Here is a 19,532-nt window from a genome sequence, read left to right as displayed (position 1 = left end):
ACCGGAGACCGACACCGGATAGAGTGGTCACATCGCCCACCCGCCCGCGCTCGCGCGGCAAGCCGTCCAGTGCTCGACCCCGGGTTCGCTCCTGGTACCCCTGGCACGACGTCCTGTCCCCGAGCCCTGACAGGACGGAACGGACGTGCTTCCGGTACTCCTCGCTCACGGCGTCCTCGCGCTCGCCGCGCCAGCCCTCGTCAACCGCCTCGGTCGCCGCGCCTTCTGGGTGCTCGCCCTCGGTCCCGCCGGGGCCGCCGCGTATGCCCTGTCCCAGACGTCCGCCGTGTACGCCGGCCGCACGCCCACGGAGCGCGTGGAGTGGATCCCGGCGCTGGGCCTCGCCGTCGACCTGCGGCTCGACTCGCTGTCCTGGTTCATGCTGCTGATCGTGGGCGCGGTCGGCACCCTCGTGCTCCTGTACTGCAGCGCCTACTTCGCCAAGGACGCGCACGGCCTGGGCCGGTTCGGCGGGTTCCTCGTGGCGTTCGCGGGCTCGATGGCCGGCCTGGTCACCGCCGACGACATGCTCCTGCTGTTCGTGTTCTGGGAGCTCACCACGGTGTTCTCCTACCTCCTGATCGGCCACTACGCCGACCGCACCTCGTCACGGCGCGCCGCGATGCAGGCGCTGGTCGTGACCACCGCGGGCGGCCTCGCCATGCTGGTCGGCGTCGTCGTCCTGGGGGTCGCCGCCGGCACCTGGAGCGTGTCGGCCGTCATCGCCGACCCGCCGGCCGGGCCCGCGGTGACCGTCGCCGTCGTCTGCCTGCTGGCCGGGGCGGCCACCAAGTCCGCGCTGGTGCCCACGCACTTCTGGCTGCCCGCCGCGATGGCGGCGCCCACGCCCGTGTCCGCCTACCTGCACGCGGCCGCCATGGTGAAGGCGGGCATCTACCTGGTGGCCCGGTTCGCGCCCGCGTTCTCGGACCTCACGGCCTGGCGCACGGTCGTGCTCGTGCTCGGCGGCACCACGCTGCTGCTCGGCGGGTACCGTGCGCTGCGCCAGCACGACCTCAAGCTGGTCCTCGCCTTCGGCACGGTCTCCCAGCTCGGCCTGCTCACTCTGCTGCTCGGCTACGGCACACGCGCCACCGCGCTGGCGGGCCTCGCGCTGCTCGGCGCGCACGCCATGTTCAAGGCGTCGCTGTTCCTCGTGGTCGGCGTGGTGGACGCGGCGACGGGCACCCGTGACCTCCGCAAGCTCGCCGGCGTCGGACGGCGGCTGCCGGTCACCGCCCTGGCCGCCACGCTCGCGACCGCCTCGATGATCGGCCTGCCCCCGTTCGCCGGCTACGTCGCCAAGGAGGCCGCGCTGGCGGCCTGGGAGCACGACGGCGACCCGCTCGGCCGGGTCATGACCGTCGTGGTCGCCGTGGGCTCGGCCCTCACCGTCGCGTACGGGCTGCGGTTCCTCTGGGGCGCGTTCAAGCCGCGCCTGCCGGCCACGGCCGGGCCCACGGAGCGAGAGGTCGCGACGGCGCACGGCGCGGCGCCCGGCACGACGCCGACGACGACTCCCGCCGCCCTGCCCGAGGCCGCACCCGGCACGATCCACCCGCAGCCGTTCTGGATGGTCGCGCCGCCGCTGGTCCTCGCCGTCCTCGGTCTGGTCGTGGCCCTCGTGCCCCAGGTGGGCCAGGAGCTGCTCGCCCCGTACGCGAACACCTACCCCGTCGGCGAGCCCGGGCACCTCACCCTCTGGGAGGGGTTCACGCCCGCCCTCGCGATCACCTGCGCCGTGTTCCTGGCCGGTGGCCTCGCGTTCTGGCAGCGCGCCCGCGTCGAGCGGCTGCAGGACTCGCTGTGGTCCCCCGACGGCGCCGACGTCCTCTACCGCCGCTTCATGCGCAAGCTCGACCGCCTGGCCAGCGACGTCACGGCGGGCACGCAGCGCGGGTCCTTGCCCTTCTACCTGGGCGTCATCCTCGTGACGCTCGCCGTGGGGCCCGGGCTCGCGCTCGCCTTCGGCCTGGTGGGCGAGCCGAACGGCCTCCCGGTCGCGCAGGACGCCGCCGGGCGCGACGGCGTGCTCCACCTCGGCCCGTTCGCCCTGGTGCCGTGGGACCGCCCGGCGCAGCTCGTCGTCGTGCTCGTCGTCGTGCTGGCCGCCGTGCTGACGGCGCGCGCCCGCCGCCGGCTCAAGGCCGTGATCCTGGCGGGCGTGGCCGGCTACGGCAACGCGGCCCTGTTCCTGCTGCACGGCGCGCCCGACCTGGCCCTGACCCAGGTGCTGTGCGAGACCCTGACCCTGGTGGTCATGGTGCTGGTGCTCCGCCGCCTGCCGCCGTACTTCTCGGACCGTCCGCTGGCGGCCAGCCGCTGGGTGCGGCTCGCGATCGGCGTGGTCACGGGCCTGGTCGTCATGGCGTTCGTGGCCGCCGCGCCGCTGGTGCGGGTGCACACGCCGGTCTCCGTCGACTTCCCCGTGGAGGCCGAGACCTTCGGCGGTGGGCACAACATCGTCAACGTCACGCTCGTCGACATCCGCGCCTGGGACACCGTGGGCGAGATCTCGGTGCTCCTGGTGGCCGCCACCGGCGTCGCGTCGCTCGTGTTCCTGCGGCAGCGCAGCGGCGACGTGCTGCGCCTCGACCGGGCCGCGAACCCGCAGCCGGTCCAGCCCGGCGACAGCGCCGGTGCCCAGCCGGCGCGCCGGGGCCGGTGGCTGCTCGCCGGGCCCACGCTCGACCCCGTGCAGCGGTCGATGCTGTTCGAGGTGCTCACCCGCGTGATCTTCCACCCCATGATGCTGTTCGCCCTGTTCCTGCTGTTCAGCGGGCACAACGCGCCGGGCGGCGGGTTCGCGGCGGGCCTCGTGGCCGGCCTGGCCCTGACCGTCCGCTACCTGGCGGGCGGCCGGTTCGAGCTGGGCGAGGCCGCCCCGGTGCACCCGGGCCTCGTGCTCGGCACCGGCCTGTTCCTCTCGGCGGGCGTGGGCCTCGTGGCGCTGCTCGCCGGGCAGGAGGCGCTCGAGAGCACGATCCTCGACCTGCACCTGCCCGTGCTCGGCGACGTGCACCTGGTCACCAGCCTGTTCTTCGACGTCGGAGTGTTCCTCGTGGTCATCGGCCTGGTCATCGACATCCTGCGCACCTTCGGCGCCGAGCTGGACCGGCAGGCCGAACCCTTCGCCTGGTCGATCGGCCAACGCCGGCGCGTCGAGGTCCGCACCGGAGGTGACCGCGCATGATCGTGCTCGACACCGTGCCCTCGGGAGCCCTTCTGCTGACCGTCGGCGTGCTGTTCGCCTCGGGCGTGTACCTGCTGCTGGAACGGTCGCTGACCCGGGTCCTGCTCGGCTTCGTGCTGATGGGCAACGGGGCCAACCTCGCGATCCTCGTGGCCGGCGGCCGCGCGGGGGCGCCGCCCATCACCGGCGCCACCTCCGAGCCGATGAGCGACCCGCTGGCCCAGGCCATGGTGCTGACGTCCATCGTCATCACGCTCGCCCTGGTCGCGTTCGTGCTGGCCATGGCCTACCGCTCCTGGCAGCTGCACGGGCACGACGAGGTGCAGGACGACGTGGAGGACACCCGCATCGCGCGGCTCGCCGTCGCCGACGCGCCGTCCTACGCCGACAGCGACGCCGAGGAGTCGGGGTCCACGCTGGACGAGGAGGCGGTGGCCGTGCGGGACGAGGTCGCGCTCCCCGACCCCGCCTCCGGGTCGGACGACGCCGCCCGGCCCGGCGCCGGCGCCCGCGGGGGTGACGGCGCGTGAACCTGTGGAGCATCGGGACGCTCGTCCCCCTGCCCGTGCTGGTGCCGCTGTTCGCCGCGGGTCTCGCCCTGGCGCTGCACCGGTACGAACGGGCGCAGCGGATCATCTCCGTGGTCGCCCTCTCGGTGGTGGTGGCCGCCGCCGCGGGCCTCGTGGTCGCCGCCCAGGACGGACCGGTCGTCATCGACGTCGGCGGGTGGGCCGCTCCGGTGGGGGTCAACCTCGTGGCCGACCCGCTCTCGGCGCTCATGCTGCTGGTCAGCGGCGTGGTGCTGCTCTGCGTGCTGCTCTACTCGATGGCGCAGGGCATCGCCGACGGCGACGACCGGACGGCCCCCGCCACCAAGGACACGAAGATCCTGCGCGACGCCCTGGAGGCCCAGGACCCCGACGCCGACGAGGACGTGCGCCGCGACGTGCTGCCGGTGGCGATCTTCCACCCGACGTTCCTCATCCTCGCCGCGGGCGTGGCGGACGCCTTCCTCGCCGGCGACCTGTTCAACCTGTACGTCGGCTTCGAGATCCTGCTCGCCGCCTCGTACGTGCTGCTCACGCTGGGCGGGACCGTCGAGCGCATCCGGGCGGGCAGCGTCTACGTGGTGGTCGCGCTGCTCAGCTCGATCGTGTTCCTCGTCGCCGTCGGCCTGGTCTACGCCGCCACCGGCACGGTGAACATGGCCCAGCTCGCCGAGCGCCTGCCCGACATCGACCCCGGCGTGCGGCTCGGCATCCAGGCGCTGCTGCTGCTCGCGTTCGGCATCAAGGCCGCCATCTTCCCCCTGTCCGCGTGGCTCCCCGACTCCTACCCGACGGCCCCCGCGCCGGTCACCGCCGTGTTCGCGGGCCTGCTCACCAAGGTCGGCGTGTACGCGATCCTGCGCACCCAGACGCTGCTCTTCCCGCGGAACGAGGCACTGGAGGCCGTGCTGCTCGTGCTGGCGCTCGCCACGATGATCGTCGGCATCCTCGGCGCGGTCGCGCAGGACGACGTGAAACGTCTGCTGTCGTTCACCCTGGTGAGCCACATCGGCTACATGATCTTCGGCGTAGCGCTCGCCACCCAGGCGAGCACCGCGGCGGCCATCTTCTACGTGGTGCACCACATCACCGTGCAGACCGCGCTGTTCCTGGTGGTGGGGCTCATCGAGCGCCGCACCGGGACCACGTCGCTGGACCGGCTGGGCGGCCTCGCCACCCTGGCACCCGGGCTGGCGGTCCTCTTCTTCGTCCCGGCGATGAACCTGGCGGGCATCCCGCCGCTGTCCGGGTTCCTGGGCAAGGTGGGCCTGCTGGAGGCCGGTGTCGTGGACGGCTCCGGGCTGGCCTGGGTACTGGTCGTCGGCTCGGTGGTCACCTCGCTGCTGACGCTCTACGCGGTGGTCCGGGCGTGGAACAAGGCGTTCTGGCAGCCCTGCCCCGAGAAGCTGCCCGAGCCGACGCCCCTGCCCTGGGGCATGGTCGGCCCGACGGCAGCCCTGGTCGCCGTCAGCGTCGGGCTCACCGTGGTGGCCGGCCCGCTCTACGACTACGCCGACCGGGCGGCCGAGTCCGTCATGGACGGGCACACGTACATCGAGGCCGTGTTCCCCGACGGCGCGCCGCGGGGCACCGGCGAGTCGAACAAGGTCACCGACGACACCGTGGAGGTGGAGCCGTGAACCACACCGACACCACGCAGAGCCCATGGCGCCGCCGGGCGCGCCGGGTCGTGACGCTCTGGCCGACCATGGTCGTGGGCGCCGTGCTCTGGGTGCTCCTGTGGGGCGACCTGTCCTGGGCGAACGTGCTGTCCGGCGTGCTGCTCGGCGCGCTCGTGGCGCTGGCCTTCCCGCTGCCGCCCATCGGCACGGCCACGACCCTGCGGGTCGGCCCGCTGCTCCACCTGCTCGGCCGGTTCGTCGGTGACCTCGTGCTGGCGTCGTTCCAGGTGGCGTGGACCGCCGTGGTCCCGCGCCGGACCTCGCGCGGCGGCCCGACGCCGCACGGCGCCCTGGTCTCGGTGCCCCTGCGCGCCGACTCGGACCTGTTCATCGCGACGACCGCGGGCCTGTCGTCCCTGGTCCCGGGCACGCTCGTGATCGACCTCGACCGGCCCAGCCGGACCCTGCGGCTGCATGTGCTGGACATCGCGGCGTCGGGCGGGCCCGAGGGCGTCCGGAAGGCCACCCTCGACCTGGAGGCCCGGCTGCTGCGTGCCTTCGCACCGAGCACCGAGCTGGCCCGGGTCGGGCTCGCTCCGTACACCCTGGACAAGGAGGAACGCCGATGATGCTGGCCGTCGGGGTGGTAGCGACCGCCCTGCTCGCCGTGGGCGCGCTGCTCGCGGTGGTCCGGATCGAGCGCGGGCCGACCATGCTGGACCGGACCGTGGCGTTCGACGTGCTCACCACCGCCCTCGTGGGCGCCATCGCGGTCGAGGCCGCGATCTCCCGCCGCACCGAGTCCGTGCCCATCCTCGTGGTGCTCTCGCTGGTCGGGTTCATCGGGTCGGTGACGATCGCACGCTTCGCCGCCGTCGAGCCCCCCAAGGACGGCACCGCCGCTCAGCGGTCCGGGCCGCGGCCGGGCTCGGTCGGCCCGGGGCCGGGTGGGTCGGGGCCGGACGGTTCGGGTTCGGCCGGTTCGGGTTCGGCCGGCAAGGCCGGCCCGGGGTCGCCCTCGGGCGCCGTCGGCGGGCGGGAGGAGTCATGACCGTCGTGACCGACGTCGCAACCGCCGTCTGCCTGCTGCTCGGCGCCTTCTTCTCGTTCTCCGCCGGGGTCGGCGTGATGCGGTTCGACAACCTGCTCTCGCGGATGCACGTCGTAGCCAAGCCGCAGGTCCTGGGCCTGCTGCTGCTCCTGGCGGGCGTCGCGCTCCGGCTGCAGGACAAGGGCTCGGCGACGATGCTCCTGCTCGTGGCGATCTTCCAGCTCATGACGTCCCCGGTGGCCACCTACATGGTGGGCCGGGCCGGGCTGCGCACGCGCTGCGTCGACGCGACGCTCCTGGACACCGAGGACGACGCCTTCCCGGCGCGCTCCTCGACGCAGCGGGACCAGGTGTGATGCCCGGCTAGGTCGCGCCGCCGCTGGTGGCGGGCTCGTCGGCCGGCTCGTCGGAGGGCTCGTCCGCCGCTTCGTCGGAGGGCTCGTCCCCGGTTTCCGCGGCGGACCGGCGCTCCGCCTGGGCGTCGCGCATCCGCTCGGCGGCGTCGTACCCGAGCGCCGCCTCGGCCGCCTCGTCGGCGAGGGCCAGGCCGGCCGTGCCGTACAGGTGGAACACCGCGTCGGCGCCGTGCCGCTCGAGCTCGGCCACGTCGTCGTCGTACCGGGCGACGGCGGCGACCGTGCCCTCGAACCCGCTCGCGCGCAGCTGGGACAGCGCGATGAGGTTGGCGGCGTGGAACGGCATGGCGAGGATCGCGAGGCGGACGGCGCCGGCGCTGCGCACCCGGCCCCAGAACTCGATGTCCGTCGCGTCGGCCTGCACCACCGTGAAGCCCTCGCCGCGCAGGGCGGTGACGCGGGTCGGGTCGTGCTCGACGCCCACGACGTCCATGCCGTAGTCCTCACGCAGCTGCCGGACGGCGCCACGGCCCACGCGGCCCATGCCGAGCACGAGCGCCTCCGCCCCGGACACGTCGATGAGCCGCTCCTCCCGGTGCAGCCACTCGTTGGGCTTGGACGGGAAGCGTCTGGCGAGCGACATCGCGAACTCGTTGCCGCGCGTGTTGACGGCCGAGGACAGCACGAAGCTGGCCGCGACGGCGACGGCGAGCACCACCAGCCAGTCGTCGTGCAGCAGGCCGGTCTGGGAGCCGACGGCGACCACGATCAGGCCGAACTCGGAGTAGTTGGCCAGCACCAGCCCGGACAGGATCGCCGTGCGTTTGCGCAGCCGCATCAGGCGCAGCAGCACGGCCGTCACGATGGCCTGCAGCGGCAGCATGAGCAGCAGGAGCAGCCCGATCACCGCGGCCTGCCAGCTGAGCTCGCCGGCGAAACCGATCGACACGAAGAAGCCGACGAGCAGCAGCTCCTTGACGGTGAACAGGTTGCGGGACAGCTCGGTGGCCGCGGGGTGGCCGGCCAGCAGCATGCCCATGACGAGCGCGCCGAGATCACCCTTGAGCCCGACGGCGTCGAACAGCGCGTAACCCGGGCCGAGCGCGACCGCCACGCCGAACAGCGCCTGCAGCTCGCCGTGGCCCACCCGCGACCACACCTTGCGCAGCAGCCAGGCGCCCGGGATCAGGAGCACGAGGGCGAACGCCCACGGGCTCGGCGGGTGGTCGGAGGACACGGACAGGAAGACGACGGCGATCAGGTCCTGCATGACGAGCACGCCGATGGCGATCCGGCCGTAGAGGGCGGACTGGTCCGAGCGGCCGTCGAGCACCTTGACCACGAACACCGTGGAGGAGAACGACAGGGCGAGCCCGAGGAGCGCGAGGACGCCCAGGCCCTCGCCCGCGAGCATCGAGAAGCCGACGACGCCGAGCAGGCCGAGGAAACCGACCGCGATCGCGACGCTGACCAGCAGGTGCGCGACGGTGGTGAACCAGACGTCCTTGCGCAGCAGCGTCTTGACGTCGAGCTTGAGGCCGATGCCGAAGAGCAGGAGGGTCACACCGAGGTCGGCGATGGTCTCGAGGTAGGGCGGCTCCTGGACCCCCGCCGCGTGGAGCGCGAACCCGGCCACCAGGAACCCGACCAGCGGCGGCAGCCGGAGCAGCACCGCGCCGAGCCCGGCCGCGACCGTGGCTACCAGAAAGATCGCAGCGGTGGCCATGCCCCGAGTTTAGTTGTCGCGTGTTTCAGGAAACCGCCGCCGCGGCACGCAGTGCGGGTGAAAGGGTGCCCTTGTCCTCGACGGTCACGCCCTCCAGGCCCAGCCACCTGGCCATGGCGTGCAGCTCGTGCGCCAGCCGGGCCGGCGTGTGGTCCGTCAGCGTCGGTTCGGCGTGCGCCGACTGGACCCGCAGCACGCCCGCGGCGCGGTCGGCCTTGAGGTCCACGCGAGCCGTGAGCTGCGAGTCCTCGAGGAACGGGAGCACGTAGTACCCGTCGGTGCGCTGGGCGGCCGGGGTGTAGATGCCGATCCGGTAGCGCATGCCGAACAGGCGCTCCAGGCGGGTGCGCTCCCAGACCAGCGGGTCGAAAGGGGCGAGCAGGGCCTGCCCCGCCGCGCGCCGCGGACGGGCGGCGTCGCGGTGCAGGAACCACTTCTCCGACCCGCCGGCCACGCGCGCGGGCAGCAGCACGCCGTCCTCGGCGAGCTCGGCCAGGGCCCGGTCCGCGACCGGCCCCTTGAGCCGGTAGTAGTCCTTGATGCTGCGCGCGTCGCCGATCCCCTGCGCCCGCGCGCCGAGCTCCAGCAGGGTCTTCTTGGCCTCGAGCTCGGGCACCTCGACCAGGGCCGACGGCGGCAGCACGCGTTCCGGCAGGTCGTAGAGCCGCTCGAACTGCGCGTTGCGCCCCGCCGAGACCACCTCACCGGTGAAGAACAGGTGCTCGACCACGCGCTTCTCCGTGCTCCAGTCCCACCAGGTGCCGCGCTTGCGGCGCACCGAGCGCCCCTCGGAGACGAACCGGTCGTGGATCTGGGAGGCCGACAGCGGACCCTCGGACGCCACCAGGTCGTGCACCTCGCGGACCTGCGGCGCGTCCGGCAGGCGCACGCCGTCCAGCTCGCGCCAGTCGTACTCCTCGGCGAACCACCGCCGGCGGAACGCCAGCAGCGGCCAGACGTGCGGGGGCACGTAGGCCGCGACGTGCGCCCAGCTCTCGACGAGCCGGCGGTCCGCCGCCGCGCCCCGCGTCGAGCGCCGGGCGTGCCCGCCCGACACCGTGGCCCGGTCCAGCAGGTCGGTGTCGTACGGGCCCAGCCGGGAGAACAGCGGCAGCAGGTGCGCGCGGGCCAGCACGTTCACCGAGTCGATCTGGAACAGGCCGAGCCGGTCGATCACGCCCTGGACGTGCCGCATGGTGCGCGGCCCGTCGGTGCGTGGGCGATGCAGGCCCTGGGCCGCCACGGCGGCCCGGCGTGCCTGGTCGAGGGACATCTGGATCGGTTGCACGGCCCCATCCTGCCGCGCACCACTGACACTCACGCCGACGCTCCCCCGACGAGTCGGACGTACAGGTCACCCGAGGACCTGTACGTCTGACACGCACACAGGGCTGTGGACAACCGGCGGCGGGGCGCGGCGGCGGGCAGGGTGGGCGGGTGCGTCCCGTCCGTGAGCTCGCTCGCCTCCTGCTGCCCGTCGCCTGCCCGTGCGGCGAGCCCGACGTGCCCTGGTGCGCCGGGTGCGCGGCCCTCCTGGCCGCTCCGTTCGCGCGGGTCGAGTCCGGTGCGCCCCGCCTGGACCGGCTCGACGGCGTACCGCCGGTGCCCGTGTGGGCGCTGACGCCGTACGCCGGCCCGGTGCGCGACGTCGTCGTGCACTGGAAGGACCGCGGACGGGCCGACCTCGACCTCCTCCTCGCGCCCGCGCTGCGCCGGGCCGTCGCCCGCCTCGGGCCGGTGCTCTCCCCCGCCTGCGGCGCCTGGCTCGCGGTCGTGCCCGTGCCGTCCACGGTGGCCGCGCGCCGGGCGCGCGGCCGCGCGCCCGTGGCCGTCCTGGCCCGGGCAGTGGCCATGGGGCTGCACGACGGCGGTGTGCCCGCGCGCGTGGTGCCGGCGCTCGCCCGGACCGGTCGCGGGCGGGACCAGGTGGGCCTCGGCGCGCGGGCCCGCGGGCGCAACGTGAGCGGCTCCGTCCGCATGACGAGACGGGGGACGCTGATGCTCGGACAAAGATCCATGTGCATTCTTGTGGACGACGTCCTCACGACCGGCGCGACGCTCGCCGCCGTCGAACGAACCCTCGAGGGGTGCGGGCACGACGTCCTGGGAGCAACCGTGCTGGCAGCGACGCCGACCCCCGGGACGCGGGCCGCGGGTCCCGGAAGGGTGACGATCGGGTGAAAGCGACGTTCCGATCCGAACCTGAAAGTGTGACAGATCTGTGTCGTCTTGTTCACCGTTGGTTGGGGCTGTCGTTACCCAGGCGACAGCGTTAGCCTGAACGTCCCACGCAAGATCCGAGGCCCGACGAAGTTGTCGGGTGACGCGACGGGAGGTGGTTCGTGCCCGGCACCAGCACGTGGTGCCAGACCCAGTAGAGACGGGCGCGCGCCGCCGGCAAGGGACGGCGTCGCCCAGTGTTCCCGGAGCGGAGATACGCACATGGAAATTGTCGTTGTCGGCAGGCACACGGACGTGGCAGACCGTTTTCGCCAGCACGTGGAGGACAAGCTCGCCAAGGTGGAGCTGCTGTCCCCCTACGTACGCCGGGTGGATGTGGAAGTCACGCACGAGAACAACCCGCGGCTGTCCGAGAACCGCGAGCGCGTCGAGCTCACGCTGCGCGCCAAGGGCCCGGTGATCCGCGCCGAAGCTGCGGCAGACGACCGCTTCGGCGCCCTGGACCTCGCGATCGACAAGCTGAACGAACGCCTCCGCCGAGCCCGGGACCGTCGCAAGGACCACCGGAACAACAAGGTGCTCGCCCCCGTGGACGTGCGCCCGCTCGACGAGATCCTGACCGACGGCGGCTCCGGCGAACCCGAGCCCCAGATCTCTACCCCGGCAGCGCTGGCCGCGCCGGGTGACTCCGTGGAGACCACCATCGGCGACTCGCCCGTGGTGATCCGCCAGAAGCTGCACCACGCCGACCCGATGACCCTCGACGACGCGGTCTACGAGATGGAGATGGTGGGCCACGACTTCTACCTCTTCATCGACAAGGAGACGTCGCGTCCGTCGGTGCTCTACAAGCGCAAGGGCTGGTCGTTCGGTGTGATCCAGCTCGACAACCCGTGCGGCGGCGCCCCGGTCACCGACCTGACGTAGCGAGCAGGCGTAGCCGAGAAGGCACAGCCGAGAAGGCACAGCCGAGAAGGCACAGCCGAGAACAGGACGGCGGCGAGGCGGATGCGGTTCCGCCTCGCCGCCGTCCTGTTCCCGCGCGTGGACCGCGCGAGGCGGGTCAGCCCGGGTAGGCGACGAGGTCCACGTCCTCGGCGATCGGCTGCCAGACGCCGGTCTCCTCGTGCTCCAGGTCGCCGTCCTCGGTGAGCACGAGGATCCCCTGGTCGGTCACGCCCGCCGCGATCTGCACGACGTCGGTGAGCCCCGGGAGCTGGCGCGACTGCCCGGCGGTGCCGGCCAGGCCGCCGACGCCCGCGTTCCAGACGGAGGACGCGCCCTGACCGTTCCGGGACAGGAGGGCGAGCGTGGTGAGCCCCGCCCAGCGGGCCTCGACGACGTCGGCCACCGGCGCGGCGACCGAGAGCGCCGCCGCCAGGCTGACCGGGGCGTGCTCGGCGTCGCGCACGATGCCCGCGACCTGCACCTGCCGGCCGGACGGCGTCTCGCTGACGACCGCGATGCGCGAGCCCTCCGGTGACACCGACACGCTGATCACCCGGCGGCCCTTGAGCCACTCGGGCTTCAGCTCGACCACGTCGAGCGCGTCCGTCGCCACCCGCAGCTCGCCCGCGTCGCCGCTGGTCCACGTGCTGCCGAACTTGTCCACCGACGGCGCCGCCAGGTCGGACCCCTCCAGCACCGGCACCGGGCCCTCGCCCTCGTCGAGGGAGAGGTTGACGATCCGGTCCGTGCCGTCGCGCACCACGATGGGCGTGGTCCCGGGGCTGACGGCGAGCGCGGTCGGGTCGATGCCCGACAGGTCGATGGACACGTCGTGCTCGACGAGCCGACCGTCGTCCACCCGGTACAGCTTGTCGTCCTTGAGCACGATCGCCTGGGCGATCGTCGCCGGCAGGTCCACGTCGGCCGCGTCGACCGACAGCCGGTTCTGGTTGCTGAACAGCTCCACGGGAACCACCCGGCCGGCGCCCTCGGAGAGGGTCGCGGAGAGCTGCGCCGCGATCACCGCACGCTGCGTCGCCGGCACCTCGCTGATCTGCTCGGTGAGCCGGATCGGCACGACCTCGGCGTCGTCCCTGCCCTGGACGGACGGCGAGACGAGCGCGGTCCCGTCCGGCACCAGGGACTGCGTGGCACCCTGGAGCCACTCGGGAGGCCCGGCGAGGATCTGCTCCACGGCCACCTTCTGCCACAACCGGCGCGGGAACCAGCGCAGGTCGGGCACGAGGGTCGTGATCTCGTTCGCGCTCGGGAAGTACAGCCGCGTGGCCCGGTACTGGTTGGCGAAGAGGTTGGCGGGCACGAGCACGCCGTTGTCGAGCGCCGAGATGCGCCACTCACCGCCCACCATGACGAGCGTGAACCGGTAGCCGACCTCCCGCGGGCTGCCCACCTCGGTGTAGGCGCCGGTGCTGTCCAGGGTCGCGATGGTCGTCGCCCGGACGACGAGCTCCACCGTCTCGGTGGTCCCGAGGTCGACCTCCTCCTCCAGCGGCTCCGGCAGCGGCGCCTCGCGGACGACGCGCACCGCCTCGTCCGGGTCCCAGGCGTCCGCGACCTCGGCGGTCAGGAACTCCCGGGCGGTCTGGAACTCCTTGGGCGACGTCGCCGCAGCCGCAGCCGCGCCGAGGAAACCCGACACGATCGCCTGCGGCTCTGTGCCGGGCATGGGTCCGCGCGGCAGCATCGCGATGTTGGCCTGGGGCTCGACGGGCGCGGTGCCCACCCGGACGGGGCCGGAGGTGGGGATCTGGGCGCAGGCCCCGAGCCCGACGGCGGCGAGCAGGGCGACGGTGACGGCGACCGCGGTGTTCGCTGCCCTGCGCATCAGTGCACCTCCAGGTCGGTCGTCGCGGGTCTCGATCCGGCGCGCTCGCCGCGCTCGTCCAGACCGTGGTCGGACAGGTCCGGGATCTGCGTCGGTGTCGGCCCGGCGGACGGGTGCACCACGGGGATCTGCCCCGTGCGGACACCGGGATCGTGCGACGCCGGCGCCATGGTCACCGGCGGCTCCTCCACCTGGATGCCGGCGCTGCGCGGCAGCGTGAGGCGGAAGCTCGCTCCCTGCCCCGGGCGACCCCAGGCGTCGAGGCGGCCCGCGTGCAGGTGGGCGTCCTCCAGGGCGATCGCGAGGCCCAGGCCGGAGCCGCCCGTGGTGCGGGCGCGTGCCGGGTCGGCCCGCCAGAACCGGTCGAACACGTGCTCGACCTCCTGCTTGGTCATGCCGACGCCGTAGTCGCGCACCACGACCGCCACCGCGCGGTCGTTCTCCGCGACCGTCACCTCGACGGGGCGCTCCTCCGCGTGCTCGATCGCGTTGACCACGAGGTTGCGCAGGATGCGCTCGATCCGGCGCGGGTCGAAGTCGGCCGCGGCGTCGCCGTCGGGCAGGCGCACCGAGACCCGGACGTCCTTGGTCTCCGCCAGCGGGGCGGCCTGCTCCACCACGGACATGACCAGGTCGCCCAGGTCGCGGCGCTCGGCGTCGAGCACGGCGGCGCCGGCGTCGAACCGGCTGATCTCCAGCAGGTCGGCCAGCAGCGACTCGAACCGGTCGATCTGGCCCAGCAGCAGCTCGGCGGAGCGGCTGGCGTCCGCGTCCATCTGGTCACGCGACTCGTGGATGATCTCGCTCGCCATCCGGATGGTCGTCAGCGGCGTGCGCAGCTCGTGCGACACGTCGGAGACGAACCGCCGCTGCATCGCGGAGAGCTCCTCCATGCGCCGGATCTGGTCCTGCAGGCTCTCGGCCATCTCGTTGAACGACCGCGCCAGGCTCGCCATCTCGTCGGCGCCGCGCGCGCCGGGCATGCGCTCCGAGAGGTGCCCCTCGGCGAGTCGCTCGGCCACGGTCGCGGCCCGCGTCACCGGCGTCACCGTCTGCCGGGCCATCGTCCACGTGACGACGCCGAGCAGGGCCAGCATCCCGAACCCGCCCGCGAGCAGCACGCGGTGCACGAATGACAGCGTCTCCTGCTCGGGCTCCAGGGAGTAGAGGTAGTAGATCTCGTAGCGGGCGTCGGGCGCGGCCTGGACCGTGGAGCCCACGATGACGCCCGGCCGGACCACGCCCGGGTCGTCGGCCGCCGGGATGCCCACCGCCTGCAGCACCTGGTCGTCCTCGGAGGCGATGTTCGCCTGGCGCAGCTCGTCGGTGATGACCACGTCCGTCAGGTCACCCCGGGAGACGACGTCGGACACCTGTGCGGTGCCGCCGGGCTCCTGCAGCAGGAAGTAGTCCTGCGCGGTGGAGCCGCTGGTGGCGGTGAGCGTCGAGATCGTGTCGTTCAGCAGGCTCTGCAGGTCGCCGTTCGACGTCGTCGCGGAGTTCGAGAAGTTCTCCGAGACCTGCGTCGTCAGCGCGGCGGCCTCCCGGTCGATCGCCGCGAGCCGCTGCTCGTAGATCCCGTCCCGCACCGACGTCGACAGGTACAGCCCGAGCACGGCGATCGCCGCCAGGCCGATCGCGAGGGCGGTGGTGACGACGCGCAGCTGCAGCGAGGAGCGCCACTGCGCGACCCCGCGGCGGGTGGCCCGGACCGTGACCACCCGGGCCCGTGAGACCACTCGGCGAAGCCGCGCGGCCAGGCCGGACGGCATCAGCGTGTCGCGCCCGCCTTGTAGCCGACACCGCGCACCGTCAGCACGATCTCCGGGTTCTCCGGGTCGCGCTCGATCTTGGAGCGCAGGCGCTGCACGTGCACGTTGACCAGGCGCGTGTCGGCGCTGTGCCGGTAGCCCCACACGCGCTCCAGCAGGACCTCGCGCGTGAAGACCTGCCACGGCTTGCGGGCCAGCGCCACGAGCAGGTCGAACTCGAGCGGGGTGAGCGCGATGCGCTCGCCGTCGCGCATGACGGTGTGGCCCGTGACGTCGATCTCGACGTCGCCCACGACCAGCCGCTCCGGGCCCGGGTCCTCGCTGCGGCGCAGGCGCGCCTTGATCCGGGCGACGAGCTCCTTGGGCTTGAACGGCTTGGACACGTAGTCGTCCGCACCGGACTCGAGGCCCACCACCACGTCGAGCGTGTCCGACTTGGCCGTCAGCATGATGATCGGCACGCCCGACTCGGCGCGGATCTCGCGGCAGACCTGGACGCCGTCCTTGCCGGGCAGCATGAGATCGAGCAGCACGAGGTCGGGCTGATGGGTCCGGAACATGCCCAGCGCGGAGTCCCCGTCGGCGCAGAAGATCGCCTCGATGCCCTCACCCTTGAGGACGATGCCGATCATCTCCGCCAGTGCTGTGTCGTCGTCGACGACAAGAACTCGTACCTTCATGCCCTCCAGTGTGCCAGCCTGGTCCAGCAAACCCGGCCTTGCGCGCCCCGACCTGGCGTGTTCGGCCCAGGTTCACCCGGTGGGGGTATGCCGGACGCCGCGGGTGGACCGCACCCCGGTACGGGGGAAAACCCCCGGAGAACCCGGCGGTCGACCCCATGTCGCCGCCACCCCGCGAGGGGCCAACCTGGCACCATGACAACCTTGACCGCCGACCGGCTCGCACCCGCCGTCGTCCCGGACGGCGCCGCGCGACCCGGCCCCGGCTTCCTGACCGCACCGTTCGCTGCCCGCACCTGGCGCGAGCAGGGCTACCTGACGCTGGTGCTCCTGCTGGCCCCGTTCGCCCTGGCCTACACGCTCTTCGCCGTCAGCTTCACCGCCGGCGTCGCCGTCACGGTGGTCGGGCTGTTCGTGGCCGGGGCCGTCGTGACCGGCGGCCGCGGCTGGGGCGCGATGTACCGCGGCCTCGCCCGCGACCTGCTCGACCTCGACGTCGCCGTGCCCGCGCCGTACGTGCGGCCGCGCGGGTTCTGGCGCACGATCGGCTCCCTGATCGGCGACGCCACCGGCTGGCGCGCCCTGCTGTTCATGTTCGTCACGTTCCCCCTCGCCATCCTGTCCTTCGTCACGAGCATCACGTTCCTGGCCACCGGCCTGGGCGGCCTCACCTGCTGGTTCTGGTACCGGTACCTGCCGGAGCAGACCGGCAGCGACGGCGCGTTGCACCGCGGGGCGCAGTTCGGCGACGCGTACTTCCTGGACACGCCCCCGCGCCTGGCCCTCGCCGCGCTCGCCGGGCTGCTCCTGCTCTTCTGCTGGCCGTGGATCACGCGGATGTTCGCGCTGCTCTTCCGGGTGCTCACCACCGGCCTGCTGAGCCCCACCCGGGCCAGCCTGCGGGTCGCCGAGCTGGAGCGGTCCCGCACCGGCACCGTGGACGACGCCGACGCCCGCCTGCGCCGCATCGAGCGCGACCTGCACGACGGCACGCAGGCCCGCCTCGTCGCCGTGGCCATGCAGCTCGGCGAGGCGCGCGAGCAGCTCGCCGACGGCGGCGACGTCACCCAGGCCACCGAGCTGGTCGACACCGCGCACGCGTCGACCAAGGAGGCGCTCACCGAGCTGCGCGAGCTGGCCCGGGGCATCCACCCGCCGGCGCTCGACAGCGGCCTCGGCGTGGCCCTGGAGACCCTCGCGGCGCGGTCGGCCCTGCCCGTCACCGTCGACGTGGACCCGAGCGTGGAGGCGGACGGCCGCCTTGCCCCGGCACTGGAGTCGATCGCGTACTTCAGCGTGGCCGAGCTCGTCACGAACGCGGCGAAGCACGCCCGCGCCTCCGGCGTGTACGTGCTGGTCGAGCCCGTGGGCGGGGCCGCCGGCGCCGGGGCGGCGCTCCGGATCCGGGTGCGCGACGACGGCCGCGGCGGTGCCGTGGTCGTCGCGCCCGACGGCTCGGGGCTGCGGTCCGGCCTGGCCGGACTGGCCGACCGGGTACGGTCCGTCGACGGCGCGTTCGACCTGTCCAGCCCGGTCGGCGGGCCTACGGTGGTCACCGTGACCCTGCCCACCCCCGGCCCGTCCGGCCGCGCGTGACCGGCCCGGCCCACCCGGCGTCCGGCGTCGGCGCCGACATCGGCACCGGCCTGCGCGTGATCGTCGCGGAGGACTCGGCGATCCTGCGCGACGGCCTCGCCGCGCTCCTGACGCGGCGGGGCCACACCGTGACCGGCGTCGAGGACGGGATTGCGCTGGAGCGCGAGGTCGCCCGCGCCGCCCGCGAGGACTCGCTGCCCGACGTCGTGGTGGCGGACATCCGCATGCCGCCCACCTTCACCGACGAGGGCCTGCGGGCCGTGCTGAGCCTGCGCGCCCGGCACCCACGCCTGCCCGTGCTGTTGTTCTCGCAGTACGTGGAGACCCGGTACGCGAGCCGGCTCCTGGCCGGCGACGCGCGCGGCGTGGGCTACCTGCTCAAGGACCGGGTGGCCGACGTGCGCGACTTCGTCGACGCGCTCGGCCGCGTTGCGCGGGGAGCCACCGTGCTGGACCCCGAGGTGGTCACGCAGCTCATGGGCTCCGCCCGCCAGGACACCGCCCTGGAGCGCCTGTCGGCCCGGGAGCGCGAGGTGCTGGGCCTCATGGCGCAGGGCCGGTCCAACAAGGCCGTCGCCGACCTGCTGCACCTGTCGGCCGGCGCGGTCGAGAAGAACGTCGCGGCCATCTTCACCAAGCTGGACCTGCCGCAGGACGCCGCCGACCACCGGCGGGTCCTGGCCGTGCTCCGGCACCTCGGCGTGTGACCGCGGGCGGAGCCGGCCGCCGAAAGCGATAGACCCCCTAACGGTCCTTGTCTACGATGTGTCCGATTCGGCATGGACCGGATGAACCGGACAAGTGGACAGGGGAGATCTATGGGCAGAACGCAGAGGTTGCGCCTCGCGGCCGTGGCGGCCGCCGTGACCGTCACGGCGACGGTGGCCGTCGTCCCGACGGCCTGGGGCGTGACCGCCACCGGCGCGTCGGTGGCCCGGGCGGCCAAGACCGCCGACACCGGGATCGTGTCGACCGTCGCGCCGGTCCTGAAGGCGGACGGCGCCTCCCGGCGCTCCTACTCCCCCCAGGAGATGCAGCGGGTCGACGCCGAGGGCGGGGACCCCGCCGTGCTGGAGTACTGGACCGAGGAGCGGATGGCGGCGGCGAAGCCGCTGGACGCCCCCGGCGACCCTGCGCTCGTCGAGAAGATGGCCAAGGGCGTCGCGACGGAGCTCATGGCCGGCACCACGGTGGGCCGCGCGGGCGACCTCCCGGCCACCCGGCTGGGCGACGACACCTCGGAAGGTACGACGGTGACCCGCCCGGTGGCACCCGAGAAGGCTTCGCCGGGCGGGGCGCAGACCCAGTCGATCAACACGTTCCCGATCAGCACCGGCAAGCTCTTCATCGGCGGCTACGGGAGCGGGAGCTACTGCTCGGCGGCGACGATCAACACCAAGTCGAAGCGGGTGGTGATCACCGCGGGGCACTGCGTGCACGAGGGCCGGGGCGGTACCTGGCACAGCAACCTGGTCTTCGTGCCGAGGTACGACGGCAACGCGGCCGACCCGACGCCCTACGGGACGTTCCAGGCGCGCACCCTGCACACCTTCAAGACCTGGATCCAGAAGGGCGGCACCGCGCAGGGCTGGTACCGCGACGTCGGGATGATCACGACGTTCGCGAACGAGGCGGGGCAGCGCGTGGTCCCGGCCGTCGGCGGCAACGGGCTGAAGATCGACCAGTATTACCGCTGGCCGGTGAAGGTCTTCGGGTACCCGTCCAACCGTGACTACGGCGAGGTGATGTGGGGCTGCCAGGGCATGACCCGCAAGAGCAGCGTCGCGGCCCGCACCTCGCTGATCAGCGGGTGCAACTTCGGCACCGGGTCCTCCGGCGGCCCGTGGGTGTGGCACTACAGCGACCGCACGCGCCTGGGGTACGTCCGCGGGGTCACCTCGTACGGGACCCCGCAGAACCGCTCCATCGGAGCGCCGCACTTCGACAGCGCGGTGCACCAGCTCGCCGTCCAGACCAACGTGCCGGTCTGAGACGACGCTCCGGTCCGGGACC

16 protein-coding genes are annotated in these 19,532 nt (G+C 73.3%); 11 read left to right on the top strand and 5 right to left on the bottom strand.

What is annotated here, in order from left to right; all coding sequences use genetic code 11:
• Window positions 1-145 precede the first annotated feature (145 nt).
• From ACIPN7_RS25035 to mnhG, 6 genes are read left to right on the top strand one after another with little or no spacing between them, the layout of a single operon-like run.
• Window positions 146-3,193 (top strand): Na+/H+ antiporter subunit A, encoded by a 3,048-nt coding sequence (locus ACIPN7_RS25035; RefSeq protein ID WP_400548951.1) that lies wholly within the window; start codon window positions 146-148, stop codon window positions 3,191-3,193.
• Window positions 3,190-3,723 (top strand): Na(+)/H(+) antiporter subunit C, encoded by a 534-nt coding sequence (locus ACIPN7_RS25030; protein ID WP_400548949.1) that lies wholly within the window; start codon window positions 3,190-3,192, stop codon window positions 3,721-3,723. Before ACIPN7_RS25035 ends, ACIPN7_RS25030 begins: the two co-directional genes overlap by 4 nt.
• A gap of 2 nt (window positions 3,724-3,725) precedes the next feature.
• Window positions 3,726-5,381, top strand: coding sequence for a Na+/H+ antiporter subunit D (locus ACIPN7_RS25025; RefSeq protein WP_400549245.1), 1,656 nt, complete (start codon window positions 3,726-3,728; stop codon window positions 5,379-5,381).
• Window positions 5,378-5,992 carry a Na+/H+ antiporter subunit E gene (locus ACIPN7_RS25020; protein ID WP_400548947.1) on the top strand — a complete coding sequence of 205 codons (615 nt, stop codon included), beginning with the start codon at window positions 5,378-5,380 and terminating at the stop codon, window positions 5,990-5,992. The genes ACIPN7_RS25025 and ACIPN7_RS25020 overlap by 4 nt, the downstream gene beginning before the upstream one ends.
• Entirely contained in the window at window positions 5,989-6,414 is a 426-nt protein-coding gene (locus ACIPN7_RS25015; protein WP_400548945.1) for a monovalent cation/H+ antiporter complex subunit F, read from the top strand. The genes ACIPN7_RS25020 and ACIPN7_RS25015 overlap by 4 nt, the downstream gene beginning before the upstream one ends.
• Entirely contained in the window at window positions 6,411-6,770 is a 360-nt protein-coding gene (mnhG, locus tag ACIPN7_RS25010) for a monovalent cation/H(+) antiporter subunit G (protein WP_400548943.1), read from the top strand. The genes ACIPN7_RS25015 and mnhG overlap by 4 nt, the downstream gene beginning before the upstream one ends.
• 7 nt (window positions 6,771-6,777) lie before the next feature.
• Here mnhG and ACIPN7_RS25005 read toward each other — a convergent pair whose 3' ends face one another.
• Both ACIPN7_RS25005 and ACIPN7_RS25000 read right to left on the bottom strand, forming a co-directional pair.
• Window positions 6,778-8,496 carry a cation:proton antiporter gene (locus ACIPN7_RS25005; RefSeq protein WP_400548940.1) on the bottom strand — a complete coding sequence of 573 codons (1,719 nt, stop codon included), beginning with the start codon at window positions 8,494-8,496 and terminating at the stop codon, window positions 6,778-6,780.
• Between the two features lie 25 nt (window positions 8,497-8,521).
• Complete coding sequence (locus ACIPN7_RS25000; protein WP_400548937.1) at window positions 8,522-9,784, bottom strand: winged helix-turn-helix domain-containing protein; 1,263 nt, start codon at window positions 9,782-9,784, stop codon at window positions 8,522-8,524.
• A 149-nt stretch (window positions 9,785-9,933) separates the two neighbouring features.
• Between ACIPN7_RS25000 and ACIPN7_RS24995 the strand changes: the two genes are divergently transcribed.
• Together ACIPN7_RS24995 and hpf are read left to right on the top strand one after the other, a co-directional pair.
• Window positions 9,934-10,677 carry a ComF family protein gene (locus ACIPN7_RS24995; protein ID WP_400548934.1) on the top strand — a complete coding sequence of 248 codons (744 nt, stop codon included), beginning with the start codon at window positions 9,934-9,936 and terminating at the stop codon, window positions 10,675-10,677.
• Window positions 10,678-10,938: 261 nt separating this feature from the next.
• Complete coding sequence (gene hpf / locus ACIPN7_RS24990) at window positions 10,939-11,604, top strand: ribosome hibernation-promoting factor, HPF/YfiA family (protein WP_400548931.1); 666 nt, start codon at window positions 10,939-10,941, stop codon at window positions 11,602-11,604.
• A 136-nt stretch (window positions 11,605-11,740) separates the two neighbouring features.
• On the opposite strand, the gene ACIPN7_RS24985 is transcribed toward hpf, so the two are convergent.
• Genes ACIPN7_RS24985 through mtrA form a run of 3 tightly spaced genes read right to left on the bottom strand, consistent with a single transcriptional unit; the run spans window position 11,741 to window position 15,923 of the window.
• On the bottom strand, window positions 11,741-13,471 hold the full coding sequence (locus tag ACIPN7_RS24985; protein ID WP_400548928.1) for a GerMN domain-containing protein: 1,731 nt from the start codon (window positions 13,469-13,471) through the stop codon (window positions 11,741-11,743).
• The gene (gene mtrB / locus ACIPN7_RS24980) at window positions 13,471-15,210 is read right to left on the bottom strand and encodes an MtrAB system histidine kinase MtrB (RefSeq protein ID WP_400548925.1); all 1,740 of its coding nucleotides are present in this window, start codon (window positions 15,208-15,210) and stop codon (window positions 13,471-13,473) included. Before mtrB ends, ACIPN7_RS24985 begins: the two co-directional genes overlap by 1 nt.
• A 32-nt stretch (window positions 15,211-15,242) precedes the next feature.
• Entirely contained in the window at window positions 15,243-15,923 is a 681-nt protein-coding gene (gene mtrA, locus ACIPN7_RS24975) for an MtrAB system response regulator MtrA (RefSeq protein WP_026366090.1), read from the bottom strand.
• A 195-nt stretch (window positions 15,924-16,118) separates the two neighbouring features.
• Between mtrA and ACIPN7_RS24970 the strand changes: the two genes are divergently transcribed.
• From ACIPN7_RS24970 to ACIPN7_RS24960, 3 genes are all read left to right on the top strand, one after another.
• A complete protein-coding gene (locus tag ACIPN7_RS24970) occupies window positions 16,119-17,519 on the top strand; it encodes a sensor histidine kinase (RefSeq protein WP_400548921.1) in 1,401 nt (466 codons plus the stop codon).
• Window positions 17,520-17,569: 50 nt separating this feature from the next.
• A complete protein-coding gene (locus ACIPN7_RS24965) occupies window positions 17,570-18,226 on the top strand; it encodes a response regulator (RefSeq protein ID WP_400549242.1) in 657 nt (218 codons plus the stop codon).
• Between the two features lie 111 nt (window positions 18,227-18,337).
• Window positions 18,338-19,510 carry a trypsin-like serine peptidase gene (locus ACIPN7_RS24960; RefSeq protein ID WP_400548918.1) on the top strand — a complete coding sequence of 391 codons (1,173 nt, stop codon included), beginning with the start codon at window positions 18,338-18,340 and terminating at the stop codon, window positions 19,508-19,510.
• Window positions 19,511-19,532 lie beyond the last annotated feature (22 nt).

Origin of the sequence: Promicromonospora sp. NPDC090134 (genome assembly GCF_044746965.1) — a bacterium.
Lineage (GTDB): Bacteria > Actinomycetota > Actinomycetes > Actinomycetales > Cellulomonadaceae > Promicromonospora.
The sequence above is the reverse complement of the archived record's forward strand: the minus strand, read 5'-3'. Positions and strand labels throughout refer to the sequence as shown.

What these genes read in the sequence shown, in the direction of transcription:
- ACIPN7_RS24960 (WP_400548918.1), top strand. Translation starts at nt 18,338, where the DNA reads ATGGGCAGAACGCAGAGGTTGCGCCTCGCGGCCGTGGCGGCCGCCGTG.
- ACIPN7_RS24970 (WP_400548921.1), top strand. Translation starts at nt 16,119, where the DNA reads ATGACAACCTTGACCGCCGACCGGCTCGCACCCGCCGTCGTCCCGGAC.
- ACIPN7_RS25015 (WP_400548945.1), top strand. Translation starts at nt 5,989, where the DNA reads ATGATGCTGGCCGTCGGGGTGGTAGCGACCGCCCTGCTCGCCGTGGGC.
- ACIPN7_RS24985 (WP_400548928.1), bottom strand. Translation starts at nt 13,471, where the DNA reads ATGCGCAGGGCAGCGAACACCGCGGTCGCCGTCACCGTCGCCCTGCTC.
- ACIPN7_RS25030 (WP_400548949.1), top strand. Translation starts at nt 3,190, where the DNA reads ATGATCGTGCTCGACACCGTGCCCTCGGGAGCCCTTCTGCTGACCGTC.
- hpf (WP_400548931.1), top strand. Translation starts at nt 10,939, where the DNA reads ATGGAAATTGTCGTTGTCGGCAGGCACACGGACGTGGCAGACCGTTTT.
- mnhG (WP_400548943.1), top strand. Translation starts at nt 6,411, where the DNA reads ATGACCGTCGTGACCGACGTCGCAACCGCCGTCTGCCTGCTGCTCGGC.
- mtrA (WP_026366090.1), bottom strand. Translation starts at nt 15,923, where the DNA reads ATGAAGGTACGAGTTCTTGTCGTCGACGACGACACAGCACTGGCGGAG.
- ACIPN7_RS25005 (WP_400548940.1), bottom strand. Translation starts at nt 8,496, where the DNA reads ATGGCCACCGCTGCGATCTTTCTGGTAGCCACGGTCGCGGCCGGGCTC.